The sequence below is a fragment of the Xanthomonas sp. WHRI 10204 genome (assembly GCF_040202875.1).
In the GTDB taxonomy this organism is placed as follows: domain Bacteria; phylum Pseudomonadota; class Gammaproteobacteria; order Xanthomonadales; family Xanthomonadaceae; genus Xanthomonas.
Genome location: NZ_JBEGDW010000001.1, coordinates 1,465,659 through 1,478,137, shown reverse-complemented (window position 1 = coordinate 1,478,137; position 12,479 = coordinate 1,465,659). Strand labels below are relative to the sequence as shown.

At 63.7% G+C, this 12,479-nt stretch carries 18 protein-coding genes; all 18 read left to right on the top strand.

The features are described 5' to 3' along the window. Positions 1–33 precede the first annotated feature (33 nt). The 18 genes from ABQZ00_RS06525 to ABQZ00_RS06440 all read left to right on the top strand — a co-directional run bounded on the left by ABQZ00_RS06525 (position 34) and on the right by ABQZ00_RS06440 (position 12,450). Positions 34–1,047 carry a phage major capsid protein, P2 family gene (locus ABQZ00_RS06525; RefSeq protein ID WP_323537296.1) on the top strand — a complete coding sequence of 338 codons (1,014 nt, stop codon included), beginning with the start codon at positions 34–36 and terminating at the stop codon, positions 1,045–1,047. 3 nt (positions 1,048–1,050) lie between these two features. Next, on the top strand, positions 1,051–1,770 hold the full coding sequence (gene gpM / locus ABQZ00_RS06520) for a phage terminase small subunit (RefSeq protein WP_323537297.1): 720 nt from the start codon (positions 1,051–1,053) through the stop codon (positions 1,768–1,770). Positions 1,771–1,868: 98 nt separating this feature from the next. Further along, the gene (locus ABQZ00_RS06515) at positions 1,869–2,336 is read left to right on the top strand and encodes a head completion/stabilization protein (protein ID WP_323537298.1); all 468 of its coding nucleotides are present in this window, start codon (positions 1,869–1,871) and stop codon (positions 2,334–2,336) included. After that, on the top strand, positions 2,336–2,545 hold the full coding sequence (locus ABQZ00_RS06510) for a tail protein X (RefSeq protein WP_323537299.1): 210 nt from the start codon (positions 2,336–2,338) through the stop codon (positions 2,543–2,545). Before ABQZ00_RS06515 ends, ABQZ00_RS06510 begins: the two co-directional genes overlap by 1 nt. A 4-nt stretch (positions 2,546–2,549) precedes the next feature. After that, positions 2,550–2,906, top strand: coding sequence for a phage holin family protein (locus ABQZ00_RS06505; RefSeq protein WP_039410542.1), 357 nt, complete (start codon positions 2,550–2,552; stop codon positions 2,904–2,906). Beyond that, on the top strand, positions 2,899–3,174 hold the full coding sequence (locus ABQZ00_RS06500) for a phage holin family protein (RefSeq protein ID WP_055821119.1): 276 nt from the start codon (positions 2,899–2,901) through the stop codon (positions 3,172–3,174). The genes ABQZ00_RS06505 and ABQZ00_RS06500 overlap by 8 nt, the downstream gene beginning before the upstream one ends. After that, positions 3,174–3,812, top strand: a complete 639-nt coding sequence (locus ABQZ00_RS06495) for a glycoside hydrolase family 19 protein (protein ID WP_323537300.1) — start codon at positions 3,174–3,176, stop codon at positions 3,810–3,812. Before ABQZ00_RS06500 ends, ABQZ00_RS06495 begins: the two co-directional genes overlap by 1 nt. Beyond that, positions 3,812–4,300 (top strand): hypothetical protein, encoded by a 489-nt coding sequence (locus ABQZ00_RS06490; RefSeq protein WP_323537301.1) that lies wholly within the window; start codon positions 3,812–3,814, stop codon positions 4,298–4,300. The genes ABQZ00_RS06495 and ABQZ00_RS06490 overlap by 1 nt, the downstream gene beginning before the upstream one ends. Continuing rightward, complete coding sequence (locus ABQZ00_RS06485) at positions 4,297–4,716, top strand: phage tail protein (RefSeq protein WP_323537302.1); 420 nt, start codon at positions 4,297–4,299, stop codon at positions 4,714–4,716. Before ABQZ00_RS06490 ends, ABQZ00_RS06485 begins: the two co-directional genes overlap by 4 nt. Beyond that, the gene (locus ABQZ00_RS06480) at positions 4,704–5,150 is read left to right on the top strand and encodes a phage virion morphogenesis protein (RefSeq protein ID WP_323537303.1); all 447 of its coding nucleotides are present in this window, start codon (positions 4,704–4,706) and stop codon (positions 5,148–5,150) included. Before ABQZ00_RS06485 ends, ABQZ00_RS06480 begins: the two co-directional genes overlap by 13 nt. Positions 5,151–5,401: 251 nt before the next feature. Beyond that, positions 5,402–6,655, top strand: coding sequence for an STAS-like domain-containing protein (locus tag ABQZ00_RS06475; protein ID WP_323537304.1), 1,254 nt, complete (start codon positions 5,402–5,404; stop codon positions 6,653–6,655). A 106-nt stretch (positions 6,656–6,761) separates the two neighbouring features. Then, complete coding sequence (locus ABQZ00_RS06470) at positions 6,762–7,652, top strand: baseplate assembly protein (protein WP_323537305.1); 891 nt, start codon at positions 6,762–6,764, stop codon at positions 7,650–7,652. After that, entirely contained in the window at positions 7,645–8,190 is a 546-nt protein-coding gene (locus tag ABQZ00_RS06465) for a phage tail protein I (RefSeq protein ID WP_323537306.1), read from the top strand. The genes ABQZ00_RS06470 and ABQZ00_RS06465 overlap by 8 nt, the downstream gene beginning before the upstream one ends. A gap of 9 nt (positions 8,191–8,199) precedes the next feature. Further along, the gene (locus tag ABQZ00_RS06460; protein ID WP_323537307.1) at positions 8,200–9,705 is read left to right on the top strand and encodes a phage tail protein; all 1,506 of its coding nucleotides are present in this window, start codon (positions 8,200–8,202) and stop codon (positions 9,703–9,705) included. Positions 9,706–9,713: 8 nt separating this feature from the next. After that, the gene (locus ABQZ00_RS06455; protein ID WP_323537308.1) at positions 9,714–10,292 is read left to right on the top strand and encodes a phage tail protein; all 579 of its coding nucleotides are present in this window, start codon (positions 9,714–9,716) and stop codon (positions 10,290–10,292) included. A 60-nt stretch (positions 10,293–10,352) separates the two neighbouring features. Next, on the top strand, positions 10,353–10,916 hold the full coding sequence (locus tag ABQZ00_RS06450; protein WP_323537309.1) for a phage baseplate assembly protein V: 564 nt from the start codon (positions 10,353–10,355) through the stop codon (positions 10,914–10,916). Then, complete coding sequence (locus ABQZ00_RS06445; RefSeq protein WP_316688866.1) at positions 10,913–11,272, top strand: GPW/gp25 family protein; 360 nt, start codon at positions 10,913–10,915, stop codon at positions 11,270–11,272. The genes ABQZ00_RS06450 and ABQZ00_RS06445 overlap by 4 nt, the downstream gene beginning before the upstream one ends. An 11-nt stretch (positions 11,273–11,283) precedes the next feature. Continuing rightward, complete coding sequence (locus tag ABQZ00_RS06440) at positions 11,284–12,450, top strand: phage tail sheath protein (protein WP_323537310.1); 1,167 nt, start codon at positions 11,284–11,286, stop codon at positions 12,448–12,450. The last annotated feature ends 29 nt before the right edge of the window (positions 12,451–12,479 follow it).

Sequence of the window (12,479 nt, the reverse complement as noted above, 5' to 3'; positions counted from 1 at the left end):
ACACGCCGCCAGCGCACCACCTTCGGAGCCACCATGCAAAACGCCACCCGCTTGCAGTTCAACCAGTTCGCCGAGCAGATCGCCAAGCTCAATGGCATCACCAACCCGTCCCACTCCTTCACCGTCGATCCGACCGTGCAGCAGAAGCTGGAAACACGCATGCAGGAATCGAGCGAGTTCCTGTCCAAGATCAACATCATCCCGGTGGACGAATTGTCCGGGCAGAAGGTGGGCATCGGCGTCACCGGCAGCATCGCCAGCCGCACCGATACCGGTGCCGGCAAGACCCGCACCCCGCGTAACGTGGCCGCGCTCGACAAGAACGAATACCTCGCCAAGAAGACCGACTTCGACACTGCCATCCCGTATGCGCTACTCGATGCCTGGGCCAAATTCCCGGACTTCCAGGCGCGCCTGCGCGATGCCATCGTCAAGCGCCAGGCGCTGGACCGTCTGCAGATCGGATTCAACGGTACGCACGCTGCTGCCGACACCGACCGCGCCGCGTTCCCGCTGCTGGAAGACGTCAACATCGGCTGGCTGCAGCAGTACCGCACCAACGCTGCCCAGCGCGTGTTGGCGAGCGGCAAGGCGGCCGGCAAGGTCGTGATCGGCGGCGCCGCTGCCGACTACGGCAACCTCGACGCGCTGGTGTATGACGTCGTGAGCAACCTGCTGGACCCGTGGCACCGCAAGGACCCGAGCCTGGTGGTGGTGCTGGGCCGTGATCTGATGCACGACAAGTATTTCCCGATGGTCAACAAGGACCAGCCGGCCAGCGAGAAGATCGCCACCGACTTGATCTTGAGCCAGCGCCGCGTCGGCGGCCTGCAGGTGGCCGAGGTGCCGTACCTGCCGGACGGCGCGCTGATGGTGACCTCGCTGGCGAACCTGTCGATCTACTACCAGACCGGCGGCCGGCGCCGTTACATCCAGGAAGTGCCCGCGCGCGATCGCATCGAGAATTACGAGTCTTCCAACGATGCGTACGTGGTTGAGGACTACGGCCTGGGCTGCGTGGTCGAACACATCGAGATCGAGGCCTAAGCCATGGCCGACAGTCCCGCCAAGCGTCACCACAGCCGCGTGCTGGCCGAGTTGGAAGCCGCGCAACGTGCACCGCACCAGCTGATGGCCGGTGCCACCGCCTACGAACAGCACATGGCGCAGCTGCAGAGCGATCGCCTGCGCTTGAAGCAGATCCAGTCCGACCAGGGCAAGGCTGCGCTCAAGGTGCAGCTGCTGCCGGCGTACCTGCCGTACCTGGCCGGCGTGCTGGCCGGCGGCCAGGGCGCGCAGGACGAGATCGTCACCACGTGCATGGTGTGGCGCATTGATGCCGGCGACTATGCCGGCGCCTTGGAGCTCGGCGCCTACGTGCTTAAGCACCAGCTGCAGATGCCCGACCGCTTCACCCGCACCGTGGGCTGCGTGCTGGCCGAAGAAATCGCCGAGGCGGCGTTGTCGGCGCAGAAGACCGGCCAGGTGTTCGATGCGGCCGTGCTGGCCGACACCGCTGCACTGACCGCCGAGCAGGACATGCCCGATGAGGTGCGCGCCAAGCTCCACTTGGCACTCGCACGTGCCTGCCTGGCTGGCATCACCGATGAGACGCCCGGCGACCAGGCGCAGCCCATCGTGGCCGCTGCCGTGGCTGACCTGCAGCGCGCCATCGCCCTGCACGGCAGCTGTGGCGGCAAGAAGGATCTGGAACGCGCCGAGCGTCTCCTGAAGAAGTTCAGCGCTGAGCCTGCAGGCACCAGCGCCTAACCGAGCGTCCCCGCAACCCTCGCCGGCTCGGGGCCGATCCACAGCAGTGCATCGCTGCGGTGACGCCCCGACCACCGGCGATCTCTTTCGAGCCATCCATGAGCGGATTCACGGCCACCGGCACCACCAGCGCCACGCCTGATGCGATCGCCAACGCGCCGTTCTGGCCGGCGATCGCACCGGCCACCGTGCGCGCGAGCATGCGCCTGGATGGCACCGTCACCGATGCACGTCTGCGCCACGCCATCGTTGCCGCCATGCTGGCGGTGAACGATGCGCTAGGCGCCTGGGCGGACACGCAGCAGGCCGCCGGCTACGCATCACTGGCCGACGTGCCCAGTACCACCGTCGATGGCCTCTCGCGCCGCGTGCAGCTGTATCTGCGCGCGGTGGCTTGTGCGACCGCGGTGGAAATCGCAGAGCGCTATCGCAGCTTCGACGCGACCGACAGCGCCAACCAACGCGCCGATGACTTGTCGCCCAGCATCACCGAATTGCGCCGCGATCAGCGCTGGGCCGTGCGTGATCTGCAGAACCTGCCGCGCAGCACGGTGGAGCTCATCTGATGCGCGTGCATGCCCAACAAGGCGACACCGTCGACCTGCTGTGCTGGCGCTACCTGGGCAGCACGGCCGGCCTGGTCGAGCGCACCTATCTCCTTAATCCCGGCCTGGCCGAACTGGGCGCCGTGCTACCGCATGGCACGCCGGTGGAGTTGCCCGAGGTAACCACCACCACGGCGGCGATGACGCCGCTCGTGCAGCTATGGGACTGACCTGATGACCGAACCCACCTCCGTATCGAGCGGCTTTTTGATCGCCACCGGTGTGGGCCTTGCCTCGGTGCTACCTGGCATCGACGGCGATGCGCTGATCGGCGCCTTCGCTGGCGGCGCGCTGTTCGTGGTGTCCGCCGCCAAGCAGCCGCTGTTGGCGCGATTGATCTATTTCCCGGTGAGCGTGATCGCCGGCTACCAACTGGCGCCGGAGCTGCTGCGCTGGCTGCCCATCAAGTCCAGCGGCGTGGCCGCCTTTGCGAGCGCAGCGTGCGCCATCACCGTCACGCTGGGCCTGATCGAAAAGAGCAAGTCGCTCGACTTTTCCTTCCTACGTCGTGGAGGTCCGCCCAGTGCATAGCCTGGTCACCGTCCTGACGTTGATGGCCTCGCTCGCCATCTGCGTCCGCCTGCTCACCTACCACCGGCCCGCCGATGCCCGCCACCGACGCGGCGCGGGCTGGTGCGCTTGGCTGCTGATCGCCAGCACCGGCGGCCAGGCGCTGCACATCTTGCTTGCGGGCGCCGGCTCGCAGGTCAGTCCCTGGCACCTGGGCACGTTGACCGTGCTGGCAGTGCTCACCTACCGCGCCCAGGGCAATGTGGCGCGCATCCTGAAGGTCGATTGATGTTCACCGATACCCAGCTCGCCTCGATCATGCAGTGCTCGCCACAGCGCGCCCAGCGCTGGCATGGCCCATTGCTCACCGCCGCCAACCGGTTTGGCATCACCACCAAGCGCCGCGCTGCGCACTGGCTCGGCCAGGTCGGCCACGAGAGCCTGAGCCTGTCGCGCATGGAAGAAGGCTTGCACTACACCACCAGCGCCCGCTTGCTGGAGGTGTTCGGTTCACGCATCACCCCAGCACAAGCGCCCAAGTTCCTGCGCAATGCGGAGGGCCTGGCGAACTTCGTCTACGCCGACCGCCTGGGCAACGGTAACGAAGCCAGCGGCGATGGCTATCGCCACCGGGGCCGTGGGCCGATGCAACACACCTTCCGGGGCAACTACCGCCGTATCGGCGTGCTGATCGGCCTACCGGTGGAAGAGCAGCCGGATCTGCTGCTGCAGATCGAGCCGAGCGCGCTGGGCGCGGCTGCGTACTGGCAGGACAGCGGCCTCAACGTGCTGGCCGATGCGGGCGATGTGCTCGGCTTGGGCCGCAAGATCAACCTGGGCAACGTGCGCGCCAAGCGCCTGCCGGAAGGCCACAGCGATCGCGTCACCCGCACGCAGCGCGCCCTGCAGATCCTGGGCGTCAGCTGATGGTCACGCGCCTGATCATCTTGCTGGCGTTGATTGCAGTGCTCGTCGGTGGCTGCGTGTGGCAGGAGCACCGCGTCAGTGCCGCCCAGCAAGACCGCGATACCGCGCTGCAGGCCAAGCGCCAGGCCGAGGCCGAACGCGACAGCGCCAAAGGCTCCACCACCGTCGTCACCCAGTACGTCGACCGCGTGCAGATCGTGCGCGAGGCCGGCGCCACCATCACCCGCGAGATCCCGATTTATGTCACCCAGAAAGCAGACGCTGCTTGCGCTATCCCTGCTGGTTTTGTGCGGCTGCACGACGCCGCCGCCACGGGCAACCCTGCCGGGCCGCCCACCGGAGATCCTGATGCGCCGGCCGCCGGCATTACGCTCTCTGGCATTGCCGGTACCGTCGCCGGCAACTACACCCGCTGCCACGCCACCGCCGCGCAGCTGAGCGCGCTGCAGGACTGGATCGACCTGCATCTGCCGGCGGCACCACCGTGATCAAGCCCGCCGGCCTGCGCGCGCATCTGGTCGCGGCCCTGCCGGATCTGGCACGCGATGCCGACCGGCTACTGGTGTTTATCGATGCCGGCAGCCTGGTCAGCACGTTCCAGCCAGGGCTGTCATTCGAGTACCAATACACGCTCAACCTGATCGTGACCGACTATGCGGGCCACCCCGACAGCGTGATGCTGCCGCTTCTGGAATGGGTGCAGGTCAATCAGTCCGAATTGCTGTCCAATCCGGCGCGCCGTGGCGACATCGCCTTCGAGGCCGACATCCTTGCCAACGATGCGGTGGACCTGTCGATCAAGTTGCCGCTGACCGAGCGCGTGGTGGTGACGGCCAAGGCCGGCGGCGGCTATGACATCACCCATGCGCCCGAGCCGGCAATAGATCCGACATGGATGAGCTGACCGCACTGGAGACGTGGGCGGCGCCGTTGTTGGCGCGTCTGCAGGAGGCCGAGCGGCGCAAGCTGGCCCGCAAGATCGGCACCGCGTTGCGACGCTCGCAAAGCCAGCGCATCGGCAAGCAGCAGGCGCCCGACGGCTCGCCCTACGCGCCGCGCAAGCAGCCGCTGCGTGACAAATCCGGGCGGGTCAAACGCGCCAAGATGTTTGCCAAGCTGCGGCAGGCCAAGTACTTCAAGGTCAGCGCCAGCCCTAACCAGGTGAGCGTGGGGTTTGTGGGGCGCGTGTCGCGCATTGCCCGCGTGCATCAAGAGGGTTTGACCGAGCGGGTGCGGCCGGGTGGTCCGATGGCACGTTACGAGAGGCGCGTGCTCTTGGGCCTCTCCGCTGAAGACCGGCGGATCGTACGCGACCAACTACTTGATCACTTAGCATAAGAGTTGCACATGGAATCCACGCGAGAGCAGACCCGACCATGCAGGCGTTGAAGGCATTAGATCAAAATGATAGCGTCGAATCTTTATTTGACTCGCAATGTGTAAGGCTGCATGTTGACGCATGTGAATTATGAGCCGTTAGCCTTGAATTAGTAATGGACATGAAAAATTTCGAAAGACGCATATTAGATCATGTGATTCAGACTATTAGACCACCTTCAACTCTCATTCAAAATAGTTACTAGCCGCCCATGACAGTGATTCGAGAGGCAAACATCATTCGGTTTCAAGGTCAATATCGAGACTCCGACATTCATGCGCCGTTAGCTTGCTTTTACCATGCCGTGAACGACTTTGGCTATCGAGACATTATTTTAGATTTTTCTTTATGCACCGAGACTTATCCGGGGCCAATGCTAAGCCTTTGCGTTGAAGTGTTACGTCTGCGAACAGAAATGATCGATACGCAATTGATTCTTCCAACCAAGCCAGATCTAGCGCGCCTCTTCATTAATGCTAACTGGGCTCATATTCTTGAGCCAAGAGCTCATAACGCCTCGCGCTTCCGTGGGCACACCCAAATCCCGGCAACTCAATTCACAAATCCTGTCGAGCAGTACGAAGCAGTAAACCGCATTGTCAACGCAATTCTAGGCGGAATTCCAGACATTAGGCGAGAGCATTTCGCTGCATTAGAGTGGGCTGTAAACGAACTTACTGATAACGTAATTGTTCACTCCCAATCCGCTATCGGCGGACTAGTCCAGGTATCAAGTTTCAAACGCAACTCTAAGATTGTTGAATTTACTATTGCTGATTCTGGTCTTGGAATTCCTGCGACCCTTAGATCAGGAGAGGAGTTCTCTGGCTCTGACACAGACGCCCTAGATCGCGCGATCCGCGAAGGCGTGACAAGAGACAAATCAATAGGACAAGGCAACGGCTTATTTGGTAGCTATCAGATCTGCTGTCATAGTGGCGGCGCGTTTCAAATCGAGTCAGGGCATGCCCGACTTCTTTCTAGGCCAAGCCCGTATGGCCTAGAAATCCGCGACCAAAAGATTCCTGTAAAAGGAACCCTCGTCATAGCCAAGATAAATTTCAGCGACCCTGACCTTCTAAAGGATGCGCTTAATTTTTCTGGAAAGTCCCACAAGCCGGTTGACTATATCGAAACAAAGTATGAGGGTGACTCAGACAACATAATCCATGTTGTTCTGTTAGAAGAAACCCAGTCCTTCGGGAGCAGAGTTGCTGGCACGCCAATACACATCAAAATTTATAACTTAGTTCAAATATGCTCGGGACAGCCTATCGAGATTGACTTCTTGGGCGTTCCTTTAGTCTCCAGCAGCTTTGCCGACGAAGTATTTGGAAAATTATTTGTTAAATTAGGCCCACTGGAGTTCATGCAAAGAATCAGATTCAAAAACGTCGAAAATACTGTCCGCATGCTTATAGATAAAGCCATATCACAGCGCGTCAGCACCGGACTGGGCAGCTAAAAATAAATCACGGAAGCGCATCCCTGTAGACAGTGACTTTACATAGAGAAACACTTTACGCCTAAGGTCCACAGACGAAGAATATAGCTTCGCACGTGGACCCAATATGGCCTCCTTTACCGCTGTCGATCTATCAAAGCTGCAGGCGCCTGACCTGATCGAGGCTTTGGATTTTGAAACGATCTTCGCTGAGGCCTTTGCTCAGTTCCGCCGGCTCATGCCTGAGTTCTCGGCACTCACGGAAGCCGACCCGGTCTACAAGCTGCTGCAGCTATTTGCAGCACGCGAGCTGCTGCTCCGCCAGCGCGCCAACGACAAGGCGCAGCAAACCATGCTGGCCTTCGCCACCGGCAGCAACCTCGATCACCTGGGCGCACTTTTCGGCGTCGCGCGCCTGGTGCTCGATCCGGGACAACCAGAGAACGGCATTGCACCGACTCATGAGTCGGACGTGGACTTCCGGCGCCGCATCCAGCTAGCACCCGAAGGCTTCAGCGTGGCCGGCCCCGAGGGGGCCTACATCTATCACGCACTCAGCGCGGCGGCCGATGTCATGGACGCCAGCGCCACCAGCCCCGCACCAGGGCAAGTGCTGGTCACCGTCCAGTCGCGTACTGGCAACGGCACTGCACCGAAGAAGCTGCTCGACGCGGTGGCTGCAGTCCTCACTGACGCTGACGTGCGCCCCTTGACCGACGAGGTGGCGGTACAGAGCGCGAAGATCGTTCCGTACGCCATTCGTGGGCGCGTCTACACCTACGCCGGCCCTGACTCGGCGGTGGTCATGCGCGAGGCGCTGCGCAGCCTGCAGGCCTATCTCGCCGAGGCGCACCGCATCGGCCGCGACGTCCCCGAGTCAGCCATCAAAGCCAAGTTATTCGTCGATGGCGTGCAGCGTGTCGAGCTGGACTCGCCTGCAGCCGACATTCGGATCAGCCGCACACAGGCTGCGTACTGCATCTCGATCGACATCGTGCACGCCGGCATCGATGAGTAATTCACCGCTGCCGCCCAATGCCACGCCGATGGAGCGCGCCCTTGCCGCCGTCGCGCAGCGCCTGGAAGCGATCCCGCTGCCGTACCCAGACTTGTGGAACCCCGACACGTGCCCAGCCGGCCATCTGCCGTGGTTGGCGTGGACGCTCTCGGTCGACGACTGGAAGGCCGACTGGAGCGATGCGGTCAAGCGCTCGCGCCTGCGCAGCGCGATGGCAATTCAGCGCCGCAAGGGCACCGCCAACAGTGTGCGGATGGTGGTCGAGTCTTTCGGCGGCGCGGTGGCCATCCGCGAGTGGTGGCAGACCGAGCCGCGCGGCCAGCCGCACACCTTCGAGCTCGCGCTGACGCTGACCGGTGCCGATGGGCAGAGCGCCAGTGCCCGATTCGTTGAGGAAGTCATCGCCGAGGTCGAACGCACCAAGCCCGTGCGCTCGCATTTCACGTTCATCCAAGGATTCCAGGCCGAGGCACGACTCAACATCGTTGCGCGCGGCAGAACCACCTTGTTCCTGCGCCTGCAGGGCGAGGCGAGCTAGAGAGCACAGATGCCAGGACTCAAACTCAAAGTTACGACCGCCGGCCGCCAGGCGCTGGTCAACCTCAAACAGACAGGCACGCAAGCGGTCACCATCGCCGCTGTCGGCCTGACCAGCGCCGCGTTCGATGCCAATGCCGCGCTCACCGCGCTACCGGCCGAGATCAAGCGCCTGACCACGGTCGGCGGTACGGTCACCGCCAAGGACACGATCCACGTGTCGGTGCGTGACGAATCCAATGCCGTATACAGCTGCTACGGCTTCGGCCTGTACCTGGCCGACGGCACGCTGTTTGCCGCCTACGGCCAGCCCGCGCTGCTCGTGGAGAAGTCCGGCGCCGCCTCTGTGCTGCTGGCGATCGACGTGGTGCTGGCTGACGTGGACACCGCGCAGATCACCTTCGGCGACACCAACTTCACCGATCCAGCCGCGACGGTGGACGTGCCCGGTGTGGTGCGCCTGGCGACTGACGCCCAGGCCATCGCAGGCGTGGACAGAGAGCGGGCGGTGTCGCCCGCCAACTTGCTTGCGTCACTGGACCAGCGCCTTGGCGAGATGGGACCCACCGAATTCATCAAGCAACTGCTGTCGCGTGCCAATGCTGCGACCGCGCGCAATGTGCTGGGTATTCGCACCGCTGCCCTGAGCGACACCGGTCACGGCAATGGTCTGGACGCAGACACCCTGGATGGACGTCAGGGCGACTGGTATCGCGACTTCCGTAACATGCTCAATGTCCCGCAGTCGTTCATGTTGCCGGGGCAGATCGTGGTGATGGCCTCGCTGTATCCGCCAACCGGTCTGCTGCTTTGCGATGGCGCAGCAGTCTCGCGAGCGAAATACGCAGCGCTGTTCGCGGCCATCGGCACCGTCTATGGCGCCGGTGATGGCAGCACCACCTTCAACCTGCCACTGATGCGCGAAGGCACCACCGTCACGCACACCAACTCCGCGCAGTTCGTTGGCGTCCACAGCACTGGACAGGTGCTGAGCCACACGCACGGTGCCAGCTCGGCCGCTGTTGGCGACCATGCGCACTTCACCGCACTCGCTGCAGCCGGCATCCACGCACACGGCGCCAGCATCAATCCAGGCGGCGACCACGCACACGGCGCCTGGACCGATGCACAGGGCTACCACGCGCACAGCGGCAGCACGAGCGCTTCGGGCGACCACCAACACCCCGGCGTCATTCCATCTAGCTCCATCAATGGCTACGGCGTGTACCGGGAGCGCGACAACGACGCCTCGCCCTCAGACGGCTGGACGGGTGCAGGCGGCAACCATGCCCACAACATCGCAACCGACGCTACCGGCAGCCATGTTCATGCCATTGGCATGAACGGCTCCGGCAACCACACCCACGGGATCGGCATCGCTGAGGGCGGCAATCACGTGCACGCGGTGGACCACCGTGGCGCAGGCGCCCACGCACACACCATCACCGTCAACGCAGCAGGCGGCGCAGATAACCTGCCTGCCGGCCTGCGCATGAGCTATTGCATCGCCTACTGAGACTGACCATGACCAATCCTCTCCCGCGCACCAGCACTGCCTTCGCCTTTGATCCCACCACCGGTGAATACACCGGCCCGGTGACGGTCTACCTGTCCGAGTTGGAAGGCCGCTATCCACTGCCGCCCAACACCGTTGCGATCGCACCCGCGCCGCCTGCAGGGCTGTATCAACGCCACCGCCTGTCGCCGCTCTCGGGGACGTGGGAGCTGGTGGCCGACTATCGCGGCGTGATGCTCTACAGCACCGAAACCGCCGCCCCGATCGCCAACACGCTTGCCTTGGGCGATGCACTGCCGCAGGGTTACACCACCTCGCAGCCCATCGCCTTTCTGCCCAGTGATCACCGGCGCAATGTCTGGGACGAGGCACGCGCAAGTTGGCGTGCGGATCCGGACTACAGTGCCGCGCTGGTCTGGGAGAAGGCTACCGGTGCGATCGCGCCACGGCTGGCTGCCGGCATCGCGTTGCCGGGTCAACTGACCACCGTCGCGCCGCCGATGACGGTCGATGGCACGCTAGTCTGGGACGAAGATGTACAGGCGTGGTCGGTGCAGCCACAGGCGCCCGAGACGGCCGCTGTGTAGCCCTGCGCTTTACGCATCAACTGCGGTGCGTCATCGCGTGCAGCCATCGACCATGGCTGCATGGGCAACGCATCCTCCGCACTGAGTAACGCCATTCGCCTCGGCACCATTGCTGAGGTAGATCTGCGGATTGCACGGTGCCGCGTACAGGTTGGCGAAATGCTGACCGACTATCTACCCTGGGTGGTCACCCTGGCCGGCACCACCATCATCTGGTCGGCGCCGGCAATCGGCGAACAGGTCGTGGTGCTATCGCCGGCCGGCGACCTGGCCGATGGCCTGGTGCTACGCGGCCTGTACTCCGATCAATTCGCAGCACCGGCCGCGTCTGACACCTTGCACGTCCTGCGCTTTGCCGACGGCGCGCAGATCCACTACGACACCGAGGCGCATGCGCTGCAGGCCACGTTGCCCAGCGGCGGCACCGCGACCATTACCGCCGATGGCGGCATCACGCTCAACGGTCCGCTGACGGTCAACGGCGCCACCCAGATCAATGGCGATGCAGGCATCACCGGCACGGCTACCGTCGACACCGACGTGGTGGGCGGCGGGATCAGCCTCAAGCACCACAAGACCACCGACGTCACCGCCGGCAGCGCGCTTAGTGGCCCACCGCAATGATCGGCGTCGATGCCATCACCGGCCGTGTGATCGAGGGCGAACAGCACCTGGCCCAGTCGATCGTCTGCATTCTCACCACGCCCATCGGCACACGTGAGCAGCGCCGCGACTTCGGCTCGCTGCTGCCGGAGCTGATCGACCAGCCATTCAACGGCGCCACCCGCACGCTGCTCTACGGCGCCACCGCCACCGCGCTGATGCGCTGGGAGCCGCGCCTGCGGCTGACCCGCGTCGGCCTTGTCGTCGGCGATGCGCCCGGCAGCTTCGTGCTGACCATCGAGGGCCAACGCACCGACGTTGCCCCCGCCAATGCGCGCTCGCGCCTGACCATCCCGCTCCGCTTCCGCTCGTCCTGATCGAGGAACCTATGTCCACTGCCTACCACCACGGCGTTCGCGTCATCGAAGTCAGCGCGGGCACGCGCACCATTCGCACCGTCTCCACCGCTGTCGTCGGCCTGGTCGCCACGGCCGCCGATGCGGATGAGAAAGTCTTTCCGCTCAACAAGCCGGTGCTGATCACCGACGTGCTGGGCGCCATCACCAGCGCCGGTACCAAGGGCACCTTGCGCGCCACGCTGCAGGGCATCGCCGACCAGACCAACCCGGTGACCATCGTCGTGCGTGTGGCCGAGGGCGAAGATGCTGGCAAGACGTCCAGCAACGTCATCGGCGAGGCCAAGTCCAGCGGCTACACCGGCCTGTATGCACTGCTGGCCGCGCAGGCGCAGCTGGGCGTGCGCCCGCGCATCCTGGGTGCGCCTGGCCTGGATACGCTGCCGGTCGCCAAGGCGCTGGCAACCATCGCCAAGAAGCTGCGCGCCATGGCCTATGTGCGCCCGGTTGCCGAGACCGTCGCCGAGGCGGTCACCTACCGGGGCCAGTTCAGCGACCGCGAATTGATGCTGATCTGGCCGGACTTCCTGGCCTTCGACACCGCTACCAGCACCACCACGGCCGCCTATGCCACAGCGCGTGCGCTCGGCCTGCGCGCCAAGATCGACACCGAGCAAGGCTGGCACAAGAGCCTGTCCAACGTGCCCGTGTCCGGCGTCACCGGCATTTCCAAAGATGTCCACTGGGATCTGCAGGATCCAGCCACCGATGCCGGTGTGCTCAACGAGGGCGACATCACCACGCTGGTGACCTTCAACGGTCAGCGCTTCTGGGGGTCGCGCACGTGCGCCGAAGACAGCATGTTCGCGTTCGAGACGGCCACGCGCACCGCGCAGATACTGGCCGACACCATCGCCGAGGGCGTGGCGTTCTACGTCGACAAGCCGATGCATCCCTCGCTGGTGAAAGACCTGCTCGAAACGATCAACGCCAAGTTCCGCGACCTCAAGTCGTCCGGCTACCTGATCGATGCCAATGCCTGGTACGACGGCACGGTCAACAGCGCCGCCACGCTCGCCGATGGCGCGCTGCGCATTGACTACGACTACACCCCGGTGCCGCCGCTGGAGAACCTGCAGCTGTACCAGAAAATCACCACCAGCTACCTGGCCGACTTCGCCGATCGCGTCAACGCTTAACGCACCCGCCCTAGATTTCCGGAGAACCC